The organism is Enterobacter sp. 120016 (assembly GCF_018383635.1).
Classification (GTDB): domain Bacteria; phylum Pseudomonadota; class Gammaproteobacteria; order Enterobacterales; family Enterobacteriaceae; genus Enterobacter; species Enterobacter asburiae_D.
Genome location: NZ_JAHAWC010000004.1, coordinates 19628 through 36506 on the forward strand (window position 1 = coordinate 19628; position 16879 = coordinate 36506).

Sequence of the window (16879 nt, forward strand, 5' to 3'; positions counted from 1 at the left end):
CTCTCCCTCAATCGTCCGTGCAGAACCCTGGCAATGTACATATGGTTACACGCCGATACCAATCACTCACGGAAACCTCGAATTTACAGGGATATAGTTATTTCAACGGCCCCGCAGTGGGGTTAAATGAAAAACCAAATTCGAGGGTATGAGAATGAATAAAGTATTAGCTCTGGTTGTTGCCGCTGCTATGGGTCTGTCTTCTGCTGCGTTTGCTGCTGACACTACCGCAACTGCTGCACCGGCTGCCGCACCTGCTGCAACCACCACCGCTGCGCCAGCAAAAGCGGTTCACCATAAGAAACATCATAAAGCTGCAGCGAAAAAAGAAGCCGCTGCACCAGCAACCGCAGCACCAACCGAGCAGAAAGCTCAGGCTGCCAAAAAGCACCACAAAAAAGCCGCTAAACCCGCTGTAGAACAGAAAGCACAGGCGGCTAAAAAGCACCACCACAAGAAAGCCGCTAAACCGGCTGTAGAGCAGAAAGCTCAGGCCGCTAAAAAACATCACCACAAAAAAGCTGCTAAACCAGCTGTAGAACAGAAAGCTCAGGCTGCTAAAAAGCATCACAAAAAAGCAGTAAAACACGAAGCTGCTAAACCAGCTGCACAGCCAGCTGCGTAAGAGTACAAGCTTAACCGTGCCCTTCGGGGCACGTTGGTAAACCGGCGCTGAACCGGAACAGGTTCCGCGCCGTTTTTTTTTATCCGGAGGGCGTATGCTGCGACGCTATCGGTTTGAGCTGATTCTGATCCTGCTTATTTTATGCGCGCTCATCGCAAGCCATTTTTATCTTTCCTGATTGTAGCACGCTGATTTTACTCCCACTTTAGCGCTGTCCCGTCTATAGTATTTTCATAGGGTTCACTTTTAATAATCATAATTACCCCCACCAGAGTGTGATATGCGTAAATCTGTTGTGTTGTTACTGGGAACGTTTGGTCTTTTTTCTGGGTTCTCACATGCGGATGATGGCGGTGATGACACCATTAGCGCGAAAGAGCTAAAGACGCTTTTTTTCGGTCATGACGATCGTACGCGCGTCGCCGATCCCACCCAGGCCCCCTGGGATGCAATAGGTCAACTGGAAACCGCCAGCGGTAACTTATGTACCGCGACGTTGATCACCCCACAGCTAGCCCTGACGGCAGGCCACTGTCTGTTAACTCCGCCAAACGGCAAGCCGGATAAAGCGGTTGCCTTGCGGTTTGTGTCGCAAAAAGGGACCTGGCGCTATGAAATCCACGGCATTGAAGGCCGGGTTGATCCGTCTCTCGGCAAACGTCTGAAACCGGATGGTGACGGCTGGATAGTGCCACCGGCGGCCGCCTCATGGGATTTTGGCCTGATCGTTTTGCGCTACCCGCCTTCTGGCATTACGCCGCTGCCGTTATTTGACGGCGACAAAGCCGCACTCACCGCCGCGCTGAAAGCCGCCGACCGAAAGGTGACGCAGTCAGGCTATCCTGTCGATCATCTGGATACGCTTTATACGCATACCGACTGTATTGTGACGGGCTGGGCGCAAAACAGCGTGCTTTCGCATCAGTGTGATACGTTGCCGGGTGACAGCGGTTCGCCGCTGATGCTGAAGACGGAAAACGGCTGGCAGCTGATCGGAGTCCAGAGCTCTGCCCCTGCGGCAAAAGACCGATGGCGCGCCGACAACCGGGCCCTGTCCGTTACCGGTTTCCGCGACCAGCTGGAAGCGCTGGCGCAGCAGTAAATCAGCAGCGTCTGACCTTACGTAACGCTCTGATTGACTCAATCGGCATAGGCTGGCTGAACCAAAAACCCTGCAGTTGATCGCAGCCAGCCAGCCGCAGCAGTTTCATTTGCTTCTCGGTTTCCACCCCTTCTGCCACCACCGCCATGCCCAGCGCATTGGCGATCCGCACCGTGCCGCTCACCAGCGCTGCCGCCTGTTCATCGTGGTCCACCAGCCCGGCCAGGGATTTATCAATCTTGATGGTGTCGAAGTTAAAACGCCGCAAATAGCCAATGCTGGAATAGCCGGTACCAAAATCATCCAGCGCCACCGCGGTGCCCAGCGCTTTAAGATTGGCTATCGCCATGCGGGCACGCTCCGGATTTTCTAGCACATAGCTCTCCGTGACCTCAAGCTGCAGCCGGTGGGCCGGGAAACGGGTGCTCTCCAGCACGCTGGCCACTTTTTCTTCAAAGGCAGGATCGCGAAACTGCGCGGGCGAGATATTAACGGAAAGCTTTAGTTCACCGTACGGTTGCAGATCCTCACAGGCCCGCTGCAGCACAAACTGACCCAGTTTCAGTTTGTAAATCAGACCGCTGGTCTCCGCAATGGCGATAAAGGTATCCGGACCAAGCGGCCCCTCCGGGCGACGCGGCCAGCGGACCAGCGCTTCGACGCTGCTCATTGTCTGGCTGCGGGCGTCAATAATCGGCTGATACCAGACCTCAAACTCATCGCGCTCTAGGCCGTCACGAATCTGATTCTCAATCGCCAGCTTGCGTTCCCGGACGCTGTTCAGCTCCGCGTCGTAGTGGGTGATACGCCCTTTCCCGCTCATTTTGGCGTGATACATGGCAATATCGGCGCGGCGAAACAGTTCTGAGCTGTTGCATTCAGTCAGGGTTCCGCTGGCGATACCGATGCTGGCACCGATATGGATTGTGCGTTCCCCCAGCAGAACCGGGGTGGTGAGATAATCCAGCACGGAAACGGCAAAGGCGGTAGCCTGCGCCTCTGCATCATCACCGCCGATGGTCATGGCGAACTCATCCCCGCCCATGCGCGCCAGCATCCCGCCGGGCGGCACGCGTTCATTCAGCGTTTTCGCTATCGCCACGATGAGATCGTCACCCACACTGTGGCCGTAGATGTCATTCACATCCTTAAAGCCATCGAGATCGATAAACACCACGCTTTTGACGTCGGTATCGCCGCGTAAACGCACCCGATCCAGCGCCTCGATGAGCGCGCGCCGGTTAGGTAAATGGCTTAGCCAGTCCGTTCTTGCAACCAGCCGCGCCTGGCTTTCGCCGCGCGCGAGTTTGTACAGCCCCACGCTGCTCACCAGAATGAAAAGCAGGATCAGCGCCGACGCCAGCACCACAATCTGCCTGATGTCAGAAGATGCCGCCCGGGCAGCCTGCGCGCCCGGAAGCCGCGCCTGCCAGTTCAGAAATCCGACTAACTCCCCTGCTGCACTGTGCAGCGGCATGCTGCGCTCGTTAATTTTGTCAGGGGTAAAGTGGAGGTTATCGATCTGAAAGGTGCCGCCCAGGTCGGATAAGATTCTGGCGTTAAGATGGCGGGTGATCACCAGATAGCGACGCGTTCCGTCGTGGATCTGTAACCTGCCGACCATCGGGCGAATCAGCCCAATGCCGACAAAGGCCACGCCGGTGCGCGTCTGGCTGATCCCCGCATAGATATTTTTTTCACCCGCGAGCGCTCGCCCGTGCTGGTCGATAAGCGCTTTGAGGCCTTTGCCAAAGAAGTCGAGGTTTTTTTCGTCAAAGGGTCGGCTTTGAAACGATCCCCAGAGGACGTTGAAATGCTCATCCAGCACGAAGGTCCCGTCGTAGAGGTTATTGATTTTAAAGCCGGCACCCCAGGTGTTGTACAGCCAGTCGGGATCGAGCGTGGGACGGTAGGCCTCCCGCACCGCATCGTCCCAGACGGCGTTATCAAGCACCAGAGAGGAGACGCGGTTAACCGAGGTCTGAATGGCCCCCTGCACGGAAAGCGCCGTGCGGTGTTCATCAATTTCGTTGGTTTTGGTGCTGATAAGATGCAGGGAAAGGTAGAGCAGTGCGACGATGGAGATGATTAAGCCGATCCCCGCCATGAAGACCATGGCAAACAACGTTCTCGCATTGGGAATATTGCGCCAGCTTAATGTGCGATACATCAGCCATCCTCTTCATGTTTTGCTTTTCTAAGCGTAATACAGGCAGCGAATTTCGCTGCCTGTAAATCATGGTTCGAGGTCTGTCAGGCGAGTTTTATCATGATCATGCCGGCAAGGAGCAGTATAAGCCCCATCCAGCCCTTGTTATTTAAGCGCTGGCCGAAGAGTACCCAGCCTGCGGCCAGCGTGGCGGCGATACCAAAACCACCCCACAGCGCATAGGCCACCGAAAGATCGATCCCTTTTACCGCCTGGGACAGGGCGCTGAACGCCCCCAGCACCGCGGCAATCGACATCAGGCCGTAGAGTTTACGGCGAAAACCATCCGAGAATTTCAGCAGAACGTTCGCCAGGATTTCCAGCACGATGGCGAGCCCCAGCCAGGCCGCATGAACCCATTCAAACTGTTGCATGGTTCTGCTCCTTCTGCGTTTTGCCAGGCTTTCGGGTACCGGATTTAATCAGCACAATACCCGCGACCAGCGTCGTTAATCCGGCGACCTTCATTGTTGTTAACGTTTCGTCAAATATCAGCACGCTGAACAGCGTAATCAACAAAATACCGATCCCTTCCCAGAGTGCATACGCGACGCCCAGCGCAATTTTTTTCACCGCAAACGAGAGGAAAATATAAGAAAGCGAAATCATCACCAGCATCAAAATAAAACCGGTGTTGCCATCGCTGACGCTTGCCCACTTCATAGACAGCGTGCCGGTAATTTCAGCGATAATTGCCAGCGCTAATAGGATCCAGTAAAACATGTTTTTCTCCTGCTTGAGAATATAATCCATCGTGGCCCGCTGCGTGCAGCAAACCAAAAAATACGAATTGAAATCAGACAGCTAAGCGCTTAGCGCCAGCTCAGGCAGAAGAAATGACTATAGTGCGGTGCGCCAGTGTTGCTCACCAGAAAGCAGGCAGAAGGAGGTGGAGTATACAGCAGTATTGTTTGAAGAGTACGTCCTGAACATATTGTCCATAAAATTACAATTATCCGCGTTGTTGCTTCTCGTCTTTGCGGATGAAAATTGTCCTCAGTAGTTAAACACACCAAATTTGTACCATAAGCTAGGATTTTACTCAAAGTCTTTGCAATTCTTTACCCATCCCGTTTGATTTTGGTTAGTTTATTGCAACGCCTTTCACCTTTATTATAAATAAAAAGATTATTCCGGAGTCACCATGGCTAAACCCATCATTACCCTGAACGGGTTAAAAATTGTCATCATGCTGGGCATGCTGGTGATCATACTGACAGGCGTTCGTTTTGCCGCCGACATTATTGTGCCTTTTATTCTGGCCCTGTTTGTTGCGGTGATCCTTAACCCGCTGGTACAGCGCATGACGCGGCTACGCATTCCGCGCGTGTTGGCCATCACGCTGCTTATCAGCATCATTATTGTGGCGATGGTCTTGCTGATGGCGTATCTGGGGACCTCGCTAAATGAGCTGGCGCGAACGCTGCCGAAGTACCGCTCTTCGCTGGCGATACCGCTGCTGCAGCTGGAACCCTGGCTGCAGCGCGCGGGTATCGAAGTCTCGGTTGAGGAGCTCCTGAAATATATCGACCCCAATGCGGCCATGACGATCGTCACCAGCCTGCTGGCGCAGCTTTCCAATGCTATGACCTCCATTTTCCTGCTGTTTTTAACGGTGGTGTTCATGCTTCTGGAGGTGCCGCAGCTGCCGGCAAAGCTGCAGCAGATAATGGTCCGCCCTGTTGAAGGAATGGGGGCGATTCAGCGCGCGCTGGACAGCGTCTCCCGCTATCTGGTGCTAAAAACCGCCATTAGCCTGGTTACGGGCGGCGTCGTCTGGGTGATGCTTCTGGCGCTGGACGTTCGCTTTGCGTTTGTCTGGGGGCTGCTGGCGTTTGCACTTAACTACATTCCCAACATCGGCTCCGTGCTGGCGGCGATCCCCCCTATCCTTCAGGTGCTGGTTTTCAGCGGGCTTTATGACGCGCTGATCCTGCTGGCCGGATACCTGGTCATCAATCTGGTGTTCGGTAACATTCTTGAGCCGCGCATGATGGGGCGAGGGCTGGGACTCTCAACGCTGGTGGTCTTTTTGTCCCTGATTTTTTGGGGCTGGCTGCTCGGGCCCGTTGGGATGCTGCTCTCCGTCCCGCTGACCATCATCGTTAAGATTGGCCTGGAACAGACGGCGGGCGGGCAAAGCATCGCCGTGCTGCTGAGCGATATGAGCCATCAATAGCGGTCAGTCCGCCATCGACAGGAGGGGCTTGCGGGTCCTTCCTCCTTCGCGATACGTAGCGATCGCCCTCTGCCATTCCGCCAGTGGATACACCGTTACGTCGCTGTACCCGCTGTTGGGCAAATTAAGCCAGATGCGGTCAAACTCCGCGCGCCACGCCTCAGCGCTGAGCGCATCCAGACCGTTTCGAATATGGAACCACGCCACGCGCGGCGCTGGCCGTTGCTGTCTGAAGGTTTGCCCGGAGAGCAGCCCGTAGCAGACAAATATGCCCTGCTCGGGCATCACGCTGAGGATCGCTTCCGCAAGCGGCCCGCCGGTGGCATCGTAGACGACGTCGGTACGCGCGGCGACGGAGCCAATCCGCTGGGCGTCATGCTGCGCGACGGGTATGATCCCCATCGCCTCCAGCCGTTCATCGTGAACGGCTGAACGGTGAATTCCGTACACCGCTTTCGCCCCCGCCTGACGCGCCCACTGCCCCAGCAGGATGGCGCAATCCGACCCGGCAGCCGTGAGCAGCACCCGCTTTCCCTGAGGCGGATAGCGGGTAAGCATCATCTGCGCCGCCAGCGGGTTGATATAGGCCCGCGCGGCCAGACGTGCGTCAACAGCGTCCGGAACGGGGATGGCATACTCTGCCGGGCAATCAACATAGCGCTGCCAGGTGCCTTGACCGCGCAGCGGCAGGACGCGTTTACCCAGCAGATGCGCAAACGACGCGGGCGCGTCGGTGACAACGCCGACACCTTCATACCCCGCTACCGCCGGTAGAGGGGTTCGGTGGCGGTAGGCGCCGGTAATGGGAATGAGATCGGACGCGTTCACCGGAGAAAACAGCATTTGCACGCGAAGCTGACCCGGCGCAAGCGCCCCCAGCGGCGCGGTTTCAGGTTGCAGAACGGTTTCTGGCTCGCCAAAACGGCGATACCAGAGGGCCAGGTTTTCCATTACGATCTCACGGCTGATAGCGGAACGACTACTCGCGCCAGCCCATTGCCGGTGCGACATGTTTGAGAATAGACTCAATCACGTGCGCATTATAATCCACACCCAGCTGGTTCGGCACGGTCAGTAATAACGTATCGGCTTCGGCAATCGCGTCGTCCTTTTTCAGCTGTTCGATCAGCTTGTCCGGCTCCGCCGCATAGCTGCGTCCAAAGATGGCGCGCGTTTTCTCATCAAGGTAGCCCACGCTATCGCTGTCGTTACGGCTGGCACCGAAATACATCCGGTCACGGTCGTCCATTAGCGCAAAAATACTGCGGCTGACCGACACCCGCGGCTCGCGCGTATGCCCTGCCTCTTTCCAGGCCTGACGGTACGCGCGGATCTGTTTTGCCTGCTGAATATGGAACGGCTCACCGGTTTCATCGTCCTTCAAGGTTGAGCTTTGCAGGTTCATTCCCAGCTTTGCGGCCCATACGGCCGTCGCATTTGAACCGGCTCCCCACCAGATACGCTCGTGCAGCCCTTCAGAATACGGCTCCAGGCGCAGTAGCCCCGGCGGATTCGGGAACATAGGCTGTGGGTTAGGTTTTGCAAACCCTTCACCGCGCAGCACCTCAAGCAGCACCTCGGTATGACGGCGCGCCATATCCGATTCGTCTTCCACTTCCTGCGGGACATAGCCGAAATGACGCCAGCCATCAATGACCTGCTCCGGCGAGCCACGGCTGATGCCAAGCTGCAAACGACCGCCGGAAATCAGATCCGCCGCGCCCGCATCCTCGGCCATGTACATCGGATTTTCATAGCGCATATCAATCACGCCGGTACCGATTTCGATGGTTTTCGTTTTTGCGCCTATTGCCGCCAGCAGCGGGAACGGCGAGCTAAGCTGTCGGGCAAAGTGGTGCACGCGGAAATACGCCCCGTCTGCCCCCAGCTCTTCAGCCGCCACGGCTAAATCGATGGACTGCAGCAGCGTGTCTGCCGCCGAGCGAGTGCCGGACTGCGGTGAAGGCGTCCAGTGGCCAAAGGATAAAAAACCGATCTTTTTCATAACCCTGTGTCCTGATAATGCATTGCGTTGTACTTACTTTACGCATTACCGGGTGAGAATAAATGGCGTTTATTTAACGGAGTGATTCAAATAAATTGACAGAATTGAGCGAGGCGTCATTACGCGCCATAATGGGATATAATATCCCCCACTTTTTTCATGGCAGGTAAAACCGGCAATGGCTCTGATCCCTAAAAACTACGCGCGGCTGGAAAGCGGCTATCGCGAGAAAGCATTAAAAATCTATCCCTGGGTCTGCGGACGCTGCTCGCGGGAGTTTGTCTATTCCAATCTGCGTGAATTGACGGTTCACCATATCGATCACGACCATACCAACAACCCGGAAGATGGCAGCAACTGGGAGCTGTTGTGCCTGTTTTGCCACGATCACGAGCATTCGAAATACACCGAAGCGGATCAGTACGGCACCACCGTGGTCGCAGGGGAAGACGCGCAAAAAGACGTGGGCGTCGCCACGTTTAACCCGTTTGCCGATTTAAAAGCGATGATGGATAAGAAGAAATAATCGTTCACCGCCCATACCTGCCGTATGGGCGGTTCAGGAAAGGATAAAGGCCATGGACACTCTCCGCTGCTACTGGGATATGTTTTATACCGCCTACGGTTTACTTTTCACGAGAATACTTAGCCTCATACTTCTGGTCTGGCTGTGCCATGATTTGCTGCGCCGCCCAGGGAAAAACGCTGCTGATGCCGCTGGCCCGATCGCAGAAGCCGATGCCCGGGAGCGGTATCAATGGCGTTTTCAGCTGTGGTCATTGCGAACCGTACAAATCCTCTGCCTGCTATCACTTTTCTGGATGCTTATTAAGGGACTCTTTGCCTGACCCTGTCTCTGGTTAAAATGTCCAGGTGATAGCGGCGGTTGCTGACCCTTCATTACGTCGCATCACGATCGGGCTGTCATTCGCACGATCGCCAAGCCAGGTATAGTCCGCGCTCAGGACCGTCCCCCAGTGGGCATCGAACTGATGGCTCCAGGTCAGACTGGTGTCGACGCCGTAAAATCCACCCGGCGCTGAATAGCGCCGATATCCGGTGCGGCGGCTCTGCTGCTCGCTGACCCCATACCAGGTATTCAGATAACGACCGTCGCCAAACAGGGCCGCGGACTGAAAGGCGATCGTGTCCTGGTTATTTTGTACGGGGATTAGCGTCACGGAAGCCTGATAGCTGGCCCCCTGGCTGTCCGTTAACGGCAGCGTCGCTTTGCCTTCCACATTCAGCCAGGGCGCGGCCTGCCAGCCCACGGCAAGGCCGGTATTCAGGGTGGCATCAATGTCCCCCATCCCTTTCAGATTGTTTGCGCCCTCACGCCAGCCAGAATTTTTCTCAGCCCTTCCGAAGTCGTAGCCCAGCGTGTGTTCGAAATACCAACCGCTGTCGTTTTGCAGGTCATATCCCACCCCTTTTTGCGCATCAATAAAGAAAGCGCCTTTACGACCCTGCAGCACCGGAACCACCTGCCACACCTGCTTGTCTGAGCCTGAGTAACGCGGGGCATACTGCCCTCCCAGCCCGACGGTTAAGGAATCGGAAGCGGAGCCATCATCCGCCTGCACGCCGGACGTCACGACCATCAGAAGCGGGACGGACATATACAGGACTTTTTTTATCGCTATCATACTGCTCTCCATACAGACGCTGGCGTCTCCTGATTCAGGGGCGGCCATACAATGTTGGCGCAGTATGATTTGGCTGAATCAATGAATCGTCGGGAAAGTGTTAAGAAATGGTCAAGGTGAACGGATGTTGTCCAGAAGAGTGCTGATTATTGAAGATGACGCCGATGCGGCTGGCGTGCTCGAAGCCTATTTACGGCGTGAAAATTACGACGTGACCATTACCGGGGACGGTCTTTCCGGGCTGGATATGGCGCAGCGGTGGAAGCCAGACCTCATCCTGCTGGACGTGATGCTGCCGGGGCTTAACGGCACCGAGGTGCTGGCGGGACTGCGTCGTAAAAGCGATGTGCCGGTTATCATGGTCACGGCCATGGGGGATACCCCCGACCGTATTGGCGCCCTGCGGTACGGTGCCGATGATTACGTTGTGAAGCCTTATCATCCGGGAGAAGTGGTGGCTCGGGTGCAGGCGGTGCTGCGGCGCAGCAGTAAAAAAGAGACAGACGAAGCGATCCTTCGCTGGCAAACGCTGGAGGTGGATGTCGCCGCCATTGTGGCGAGCGTGGATAACGGCGGCGACGCGCCCGTGATGCTCGATCTTACGCCAACGGAATTCTCGCTTCTGGCAACGCTGCTGCGTTCTCCTGCGCACCCGTTTTCCCGTCAGTATTTACTGGAACACTGCTTGCCGGAAAGCGAGGCGCTGGAGCGCGTGGTGGACACCCATATTTATAACCTGCGTAAAAAACTCGAAGCGGCGGGTATTTCCGGCGTGCTGATCAACGTTCGCGGCGTGGGTTACAGGTTCAGACAGCCATGATAAAAAACCGGCACTCCTCTCTGTGGCGCTGGATTTGCGCGCGCATCTTAGCGCTGGCCATCGGCAGCGTGATCGTCATTGCCACCTGCATGTGGCTACGCTATGCGGTGCAGAACTACTGGATAATGGGCAGGATGCCGTCGGCGGTCCGGCAGGAGTTTCTTACGCTCAGCCAGAACCCGCAGGCCAATCCGGCCCGCTTCCACACGATTGTGGACACCTGGTGGGGCCTGAGCTATTCCACGCCGTCTATCGCCTCAGCCGACTGGGTCACGGTGGCCCTGCTGGTGCTGGTAATGATCCCGTTTATCGTGGTGATGGGGCTAAAACACGCCCGGCCGCTGGCGCTGCAGTTCAGCCGCCTTCGCGATGCGGCAAAGGATGTCGCCGACGGGCAGTTTGGCCGTCAGGCGGAACTTATCAAGGATGCGCCGGCGGAAATGGTCAGCTTTGCGGCCGACTTTAACTCCATGACGGGGCAACTCGCCCGCTATGAAAAAGAGCTCCGCGCCTCGCACGTCGCGATGGCGCACGAGCTGCGCTCGCCCCTGACGGCCGCCATTGGGCGTCTGCAGGGCATGTTAGACGGCGTGTTTGATGCCAGCCCGGCGCAGCTGGGCATGGTGATGAAACAGCTCCAGCACCTCAACCGCCTCACCGATGAGCTCCACCTTCTCTCGTTGGCCGACGCGGGTAACCTTGTGCTGGAGGACCAGCCGTTCTGTCTTGATGAGCTGATTCAGGAGCGGGCTGCCTGGATCATGCCCCAGGCTGATGCGCATCATTTCCGGATAACGCTTCGTAACCCGCGCACCTGCCCCTTCAGAGGCGATGCGTTCCGTCTGGGCCAGGTTGTTACCATCCTCATGGAAAATGCGCTACGTTACGGACGCGATGGCGGCCATCTTGAGGTGGCGCTGCACTACGCCAGCGGGCATTACACCCTCGAATTTACCGATGACGGGCCGGGCGTATCGCCCCAGTTCCTACCGGAAATGTTTAAACGCTTTAGCCGCGAGGAGCAGTCCCGCGCGCGGCATTCCGGCGGCAGCGGCCTCGGTTTGTCCATCGCCCGGGCGATTTGTCAGGCGCATGGGGGTGAGATTAGCGCGTCGTTACCGGAAACCGGCGGCCTTGCCGTGCGCATTTTATTGCCCTGGCATCCGTCCGATAATGAAAATCTCCACTCTTGATAAAGCCTTGACAGAACATCGAATCTTTCTCGACGTAGCGCGCATTTAATAACGCCATTCCCTTTATGGAGCGGCGTTATGTCAGACGAATTTTTTCTCTCCCTCCGCCACTGCCTGCATCATATGTACGGCGTGGCGCGCACCCTTTCCTGGCTGCATTTTCTTCCCCTGGCCCTGCTTGCGCTGGCGATTTTTCCGCTGACCGGCTGCGGTGATAAACACGAAAATAAGCCCAACCCGGTACGAACGGTACGCTACGTCGTGGTTGGCACCGCCCAAACCCTTCCCGCGCTGGAAAGAACCGGTGAGATCCATGCCCACGATGAAACGACCCTGAGCTTTCGCACCGGTGGCCGGATACTGACGCGTAGCGTCGATATTGGTGACAGTGTCACCTCCGGACAGCTGCTGGCCACGCTTGACAACACGACCGGGCAAAACCAGCTCGACGGCGCTGAGGCCGACTATGAAGGCGCCAAAGCCTCTGCGCAGGTCGCCGCGCTTAACGTCAGCCGAATGCAAAAGCTCATGCCAACGGGTGCGATAGCCCGCACGCAGCTCGACAGCGCCCGTGCGGACTGGCTTGTCGCCAGCGCGCGCTTAAAAAGCAGCGAGGCCGCGCGGCGAAATGCCCGCGAAAGCCTCGGCTGGACGCGCCTGATCGCGCCGCAGGCGGGCGTCATTACGGCCATGAACGCCTCTGCGGGACAGGTTGTCAGCGACGGTCAGTCCGTGCTGACGCTGGCGACCGGGGAAGATCGCGACGTGGCGTTTGATATTGCCACCCCTGATGCGATCCCGCCTCTGGATAAGGCGGAATTGCAGGTTTCCCTCCTCAGCGACCCGTCGGTGCAGGCGTCTGCCGTGCTTCGTGATATCACCCCGCAGGCCGATCCTCAGACCCGCACCTGGCGCGTCAGAGCCACCCTGCAAAACCCGCCGGCGGCCATGGCGCTGGGTGCCAGCGTGACCGTCACGTTGCCATCGTCAGCCCCGCACGGGTACACCCTTCCCGCGTCCGCGCTGACCCGTGCTGGCGACAAACCGGCCGTTTTTGTAATTACCCCGCAGTCGCGGGCGCAGCTGCGCGCGGTGGTGCCCGCGAGCTATACGGCCTCCTCCGTCATGATTGCCTCCGGCCTTGAGCCGGGCGATCGGGTGATTACGGCGGGCGTGAGCACATTGCGGTCCGGCGAACCGGTGATGGCCGGAGAGGTTCAGCCATGAACTCAGGATCGGAAGACAAATTTAACCTCTCCGCCTGGGCGCTGAAGAACCAGCAGATGGTCAGCTTTTTCATGCTGCTGGTGATTGCGATGGGCGTATTCTGCTATGAGAAGCTGCCGCGTAATGAAGATCCGGCTTTTACCATCAAAACGGCCGTCGTCTCCGCGCAGTGGCCGGGCGCATCCGTGGCGGATACCACCCGCCTGCTGACCGATACGCTTGAAAAAAAGCTGGAGGAAACGCCCTGGCTGGACTATCTCGAAAGTGAAACCCGGGCCGGACGTACCGTTATCCACGTCAACCTCCGTGACGATACGCCCCCGCAAAGCGTGCCGGACATCTGGTATCAGGTTCGCAAAAAAATGCAGGACATCGCGCCGTCCCTGCCTGAAGGGGTGCAGGGTCCTGCCGTGGACGACGAATTTGACGACACGTTCGGCACAATTTATGCCTTTATTCCCGAAGGTTTCACCCTGCGTGAGGTGCGGGATCGCGTAGAGACCCTGCGTCGCGAGCTTATGTCCCTGCCGGATATGGGCAAAACCACCCTGCTGGGCGAACAGCAGGAGCAGTGGGTTCTCGCCTTTTCTCCGGCACGCCTGGCCGGGATGGGGCTCGATATTCAGGCGGTCGCCGACGCCCTGCGGGCGCAGAACGCGGTTGTTCCGGCAGGCACTATGCGTACCGGGCAGGAGAACATGGCGATAAAGGTCAGCGGGGCGCTCACGACCGAAGAGAATTTACGGGCCGTCACGCTGCACGTGAACAATCGCTACATTCCGCTGACCGACATTGCCACCGTCACCCGGGAAATCGCCGAGCCGCCTGCCCCCGCTTACCGGGTAAACGGCAAACCGGCTATCGGGCTGGCGGTGTCGATGGCGTCAACGGGCAACATGCTGCGTTTCGGTGCTGCGCTGAACGCCAGAATGGCGGCCCTCAGCGCCGGGCTGCCGCACGGTATCGAGATGGTGAAAGTCGCCGATCAGTCAGCGGTGGTCAGTGACGCGGTAAGCGGGTTTATCCGGGTGCTTATCGAAGCCGTTATTATCGTGCTGGCGGTTTCATTTGTCTCACTGGGCTTACGGGCCGGACTGGTGGTGGCGACGGCCATCCCGCTGGTGCTCGCCATGACGTTTGCCGGCATGATGCTCGCAGGCATCGGCCTTCAGCGCATCTCGCTCGGGGCGCTGATCATTGCCCTGGGCCTGCTGGTGGATGACGCCATGATCGCCGTTGAAACGATGGTCTCCCGGCTGGAAGCGGGGGATTCCCGTCGGCATGCGGCCACCCATGCATTCAAAACGACGGCGTTTCCGATGCTCACCGGTACCCTGGTGATGATTGCCGGTTTTATTCCCGTTGGTTTTGCGGCCTCCAGCGCCGGTGAATACTGTTTTTCCCTGTTTGCGGTGGTGCTCATTGCCCTGCTCTGCTCCTGGGCTGTGGCGATACTGTTTTCGCCGCTGACGGGCACGTGGCTGTTGCCGGAAAAAGTCAGACATCACGCGGCGGGACCCGGAAGGATCGCGCGCGGTTACGGACGGCTTTTACGCCTGGCACTGCGTCACCGGGCCGCTACCGTGCTGCTCGCTCTTTCCGCGCTGGGGCTGTCCGTGTACGGCACGACGTTTATGCAGGGCGAGTTTTTCCCCGCTTCGGACCGGCCTGAGCTGCTGGTCAGCCTGACGCTTCCGGCCAACGCGTCGCAGCCGGAAACGTTAAGAGAGGTGGAAAAGCTGGAAAAGGCGCTGGTCGGCAACGGCAACATCGATCGCTACTCAACCTACGTCGGGTCGGGCGCCATCCGTTTTTACCTGCCGATGGACGTGCTGCTGGAAAATGAAAATATCGCCCAGATGGTTGTGGTGGCTAAGGATCTTGAGGCGCGGGATCGTCTGCATGCGCAGCTCAACAGGATCCTGGCGACGCAGTTTAGCGACATCATCACGCGCGTGTCGCCCCTTGAGCTGGGGCCGCCCGTCGGCTGGCCAATCAAATACCGGGTGAGCGGGCCTGACTATCTGCAGGTCCGGGCGTTTGCGAACCGTCTCACGGACGCGATTGGCCAGTCCCCGTTCTCACGCGACGTTAACCAGACGGCCGGAGAGCCGGAGAGGATCATAACCCTTGAGGTGAATCAGACGGCGGCCAGGGCGGCGGGAATATCGTCAGAAAGCCTCGCCCGCACGCTGAACACCGTCTGGTCCGGCAGCGTTGTCACGTCCATCAGGGATAACGACCGCCTTGTCGACGTAGTGCTCCGGGCCACGGACGATGCACGTCACAGCACCGCCACCCTCTCCTCGCTTACGATTCAGGGGAATGACGGTAAAAAAATTCCGCTCAGCGCCGTCGCGACGCCGGTCTGGGGCGTGGACGATCCGGTCATCTGGCGTCGCCAGCGCGTGCCCTTTATCACGGTGCAAACGGATCTTGCCGCGGGGCTGAAGGCTGAAGCGGTATCCGCGGCGCTGCGTCCGGCGGTCGATAAACTGCGCGCGAGCCTGCCGGCAGGTTACAGCATTGAAGAAGGCGGCGCGGTTGCCGAATCGGATAAGGGGAACAGCTCCGTCTTTACCGTCCTTCCGGTGACGCTGGTCATCATGCTGTTGCTGCTGATGCTTCAGCTACGGCGATATTCCCGGATGCTGCTGGCACTCCTGATGGCCCCGTTTGGTTTACCGGGGATCGTGCTGGCTATGCTGCCCGGCGGAACGCCGATGGGGTTTGTCGCGCTGCTGGGCGTCATCGCCCTGGCGGGGATGATCGTGCGAAATGCGGTGATATTGATTAGCGAGGTTGACAGCAATCTTGCTCAGGGGATGGCAAACGATGCCGCGATTATGGCGGCTGCGGAACACCGGGCCAGACCCATCTGTCTGACCGCCTGCGCCGCCATTCTGGGCATGATCCCCATTTCTCACCAGGTCTTCTGGGGCCCAATGGCCTATGCCATCATCGGCGGGCTGCTGGCTGCGACGCTGGTGACGCTGACCGTGTTACCCGCGTCGTTTAGCCTGCTGCTACAGTGGGGCGCTCAGCGCAACGCCACAGAAGACGGACTGCGCTGAGGCCCTACCGTTTCCCGGCAGATTACGCCTCGGTCAGCGCAAAACGGTTTTTCAGGACATGGCGGATTTCCTCCTCCGCCAGCTGCCGCGTTTCAGTGCCGTTCGCCGTGATGGTTTTCAGCATATCGCCCAGTAAAATCTGGCGTCCCTCCGGGCTGTGCTGCACCACCACCCGCTTCTGCACAAAGATGGCATCCGGGTGCGTGGAGTTAAGGTAGTTGGCCGGGACGAAATCAATCCATTCCTGAGGCGTGAGATCAAAGCCGTATTGCCGGGCCCATTCTCCCTCCATCTTCGCCTCAAGCAGATATTCGCCTTCCGTGCTGCGGCTTAGCCGAAACGTGTCGAAATCCTGCGTGATATCCACATCAAGCGTGTCCAGCGCCATCGGCGCGCGAATGCCGTAGCTGCCGAACCCGAGGTCGCAAAGCCACTGTCGGCTATCTACCTCAGCGACGAGCGCCATATGGGTTTTCGGCCGCCGTACGGGGTAGAACATCGGGCGCGCCGCCACGAAGCGGTAAGGTATCCCTAACGTCTTCAGCGCCATGGCAAAAAGTCCGTTCACCTCGTAGCAGTAGCCGCCGCGCCCCTGCGTTAAGACCTTATCGGCAATGTCGTCTGGCGCCAGAGAGACAATTTTACCCGCCTGCACGTCCAGATTCTCAAAGGGAACGGAAAAGAGCTGATGACGCATCAGCGCATGCAGGGTGGCCGTATCGGCACCCGCCGGTCCGGTGTAGTTTATGCGTTTGAAATAGGTGGAAATGTTGAAATTATCGCTGTGCATATTGCCTCC

Annotated in this window: 17 protein-coding genes and 1 pseudogene; 10 read left to right on the top strand and 8 right to left on the bottom strand. The window is 57.9% G+C overall.

All coding sequences use genetic code 11. The features are described 5' to 3' along the window. Positions 1–154 precede the first annotated feature (154 nt). The 3 genes from asr (at position 155) to KIF87_RS08080 (ending at position 1727) form a co-directional block, all read left to right on the top strand. Positions 155–625, top strand: coding sequence for an acid resistance repetitive basic protein Asr (gene asr, locus KIF87_RS08075; protein ID WP_045910376.1), 471 nt, complete (start codon positions 155–157; stop codon positions 623–625). Positions 626–719: 94 nt separating this feature from the next. After that, a complete protein-coding gene (gene ydgU / locus KIF87_RS23590; RefSeq protein ID WP_021241182.1) occupies positions 720–803 on the top strand; it encodes a small membrane protein YdgU in 84 nt (27 codons plus the stop codon). A gap of 102 nt (positions 804–905) precedes the next feature. Then, entirely contained in the window at positions 906–1727 is an 822-nt protein-coding gene (locus KIF87_RS08080) for a trypsin-like serine peptidase (protein ID WP_063143028.1), read from the top strand. 1 nt (position 1728) lies between these two features. Here KIF87_RS08080 and KIF87_RS08085 read toward each other — a convergent pair whose 3' ends face one another. The 4 genes and pseudogenes from KIF87_RS08085 to KIF87_RS23595 form a co-directional block, all read right to left on the bottom strand. Then, entirely contained in the window at positions 1729–3897 is a 2169-nt protein-coding gene (locus KIF87_RS08085) for a bifunctional diguanylate cyclase/phosphodiesterase (RefSeq protein ID WP_213328437.1), read from the bottom strand. An 83-nt stretch (positions 3898–3980) separates the two neighbouring features. After that, positions 3981–4310, bottom strand: coding sequence for a multidrug/spermidine efflux SMR transporter subunit MdtI (mdtI, locus tag KIF87_RS08090; protein WP_024909144.1), 330 nt, complete (start codon positions 4308–4310; stop codon positions 3981–3983). Beyond that, the gene (gene mdtJ, locus KIF87_RS08095) at positions 4297–4659 is read right to left on the bottom strand and encodes a multidrug/spermidine efflux SMR transporter subunit MdtJ (RefSeq protein WP_213328438.1); all 363 of its coding nucleotides are present in this window, start codon (positions 4657–4659) and stop codon (positions 4297–4299) included. The genes mdtI and mdtJ overlap by 14 nt, the downstream gene beginning before the upstream one ends. Before the next feature lie 117 nt (positions 4660–4776). Next, a pseudogene (locus KIF87_RS23595) lies at positions 4777–4947 on the bottom strand (protein YdgV). A gap of 133 nt (positions 4948–5080) precedes the next feature. Here KIF87_RS23595 and KIF87_RS08100 point away from each other — a divergent pair. Beyond that, positions 5081–6115, top strand: a complete 1035-nt coding sequence (locus KIF87_RS08100) for an AI-2E family transporter (protein ID WP_213328439.1) — start codon at positions 5081–5083, stop codon at positions 6113–6115. A gap of 3 nt (positions 6116–6118) precedes the next feature. Here KIF87_RS08100 and KIF87_RS08105 read toward each other — a convergent pair whose 3' ends face one another. Both KIF87_RS08105 and KIF87_RS08110 read right to left on the bottom strand, forming a co-directional pair. Beyond that, positions 6119–7066, bottom strand: a complete 948-nt coding sequence (locus KIF87_RS08105) for a zinc-dependent alcohol dehydrogenase family protein (RefSeq protein ID WP_213328440.1) — start codon at positions 7064–7066, stop codon at positions 6119–6121. 28 nt (positions 7067–7094) lie between these two features. Then, entirely contained in the window at positions 7095–8120 is a 1026-nt protein-coding gene (locus KIF87_RS08110; RefSeq protein WP_213328441.1) for an LLM class flavin-dependent oxidoreductase, read from the bottom strand. Positions 8121–8298: 178 nt separating this feature from the next. Between KIF87_RS08110 and yajD the strand changes: the two genes are divergently transcribed. Both yajD and KIF87_RS08120 read left to right on the top strand, forming a co-directional pair. Beyond that, a complete protein-coding gene (gene yajD / locus KIF87_RS08115; RefSeq protein WP_003857471.1) occupies positions 8299–8646 on the top strand; it encodes an HNH nuclease YajD in 348 nt (115 codons plus the stop codon). A gap of 52 nt (positions 8647–8698) precedes the next feature. Further along, positions 8699–8968 (top strand): hypothetical protein, encoded by a 270-nt coding sequence (locus KIF87_RS08120; RefSeq protein ID WP_213328442.1) that lies wholly within the window; start codon positions 8699–8701, stop codon positions 8966–8968. 12 nt (positions 8969–8980) lie between these two features. Here KIF87_RS08120 and KIF87_RS08125 read toward each other — a convergent pair whose 3' ends face one another. Further along, on the bottom strand, positions 8981–9766 hold the full coding sequence (locus KIF87_RS08125) for a MipA/OmpV family protein (protein WP_213328443.1): 786 nt from the start codon (positions 9764–9766) through the stop codon (positions 8981–8983). 124 nt (positions 9767–9890) lie between these two features. On the opposite strand from KIF87_RS08125, the gene KIF87_RS08130 reads away from it, so the two are divergent. The 4 genes from KIF87_RS08130 (at position 9891) to KIF87_RS08145 (ending at position 16080) form a co-directional block, all read left to right on the top strand. Next, positions 9891–10586 carry a response regulator gene (locus tag KIF87_RS08130; RefSeq protein ID WP_198885310.1) on the top strand — a complete coding sequence of 232 codons (696 nt, stop codon included), beginning with the start codon at positions 9891–9893 and terminating at the stop codon, positions 10584–10586. After that, the gene (locus KIF87_RS08135; protein ID WP_213328444.1) at positions 10583–11779 is read left to right on the top strand and encodes a sensor histidine kinase; all 1197 of its coding nucleotides are present in this window, start codon (positions 10583–10585) and stop codon (positions 11777–11779) included. Before KIF87_RS08130 ends, KIF87_RS08135 begins: the two co-directional genes overlap by 4 nt. Positions 11780–11857: 78 nt before the next feature. After that, on the top strand, positions 11858–13006 hold the full coding sequence (locus KIF87_RS08140) for an efflux RND transporter periplasmic adaptor subunit (RefSeq protein ID WP_213328445.1): 1149 nt from the start codon (positions 11858–11860) through the stop codon (positions 13004–13006). Then, a complete protein-coding gene (locus KIF87_RS08145; RefSeq protein ID WP_213328446.1) occupies positions 13003–16080 on the top strand; it encodes an efflux RND transporter permease subunit in 3078 nt (1025 codons plus the stop codon). Before KIF87_RS08140 ends, KIF87_RS08145 begins: the two co-directional genes overlap by 4 nt. A gap of 22 nt (positions 16081–16102) precedes the next feature. Here KIF87_RS08145 and KIF87_RS08150 read toward each other — a convergent pair whose 3' ends face one another. Further along, a complete protein-coding gene (locus KIF87_RS08150; RefSeq protein ID WP_213328447.1) occupies positions 16103–16870 on the bottom strand; it encodes an arylamine N-acetyltransferase family protein in 768 nt (255 codons plus the stop codon). Between the last annotated feature and the right edge of the window lie 9 nt (positions 16871–16879).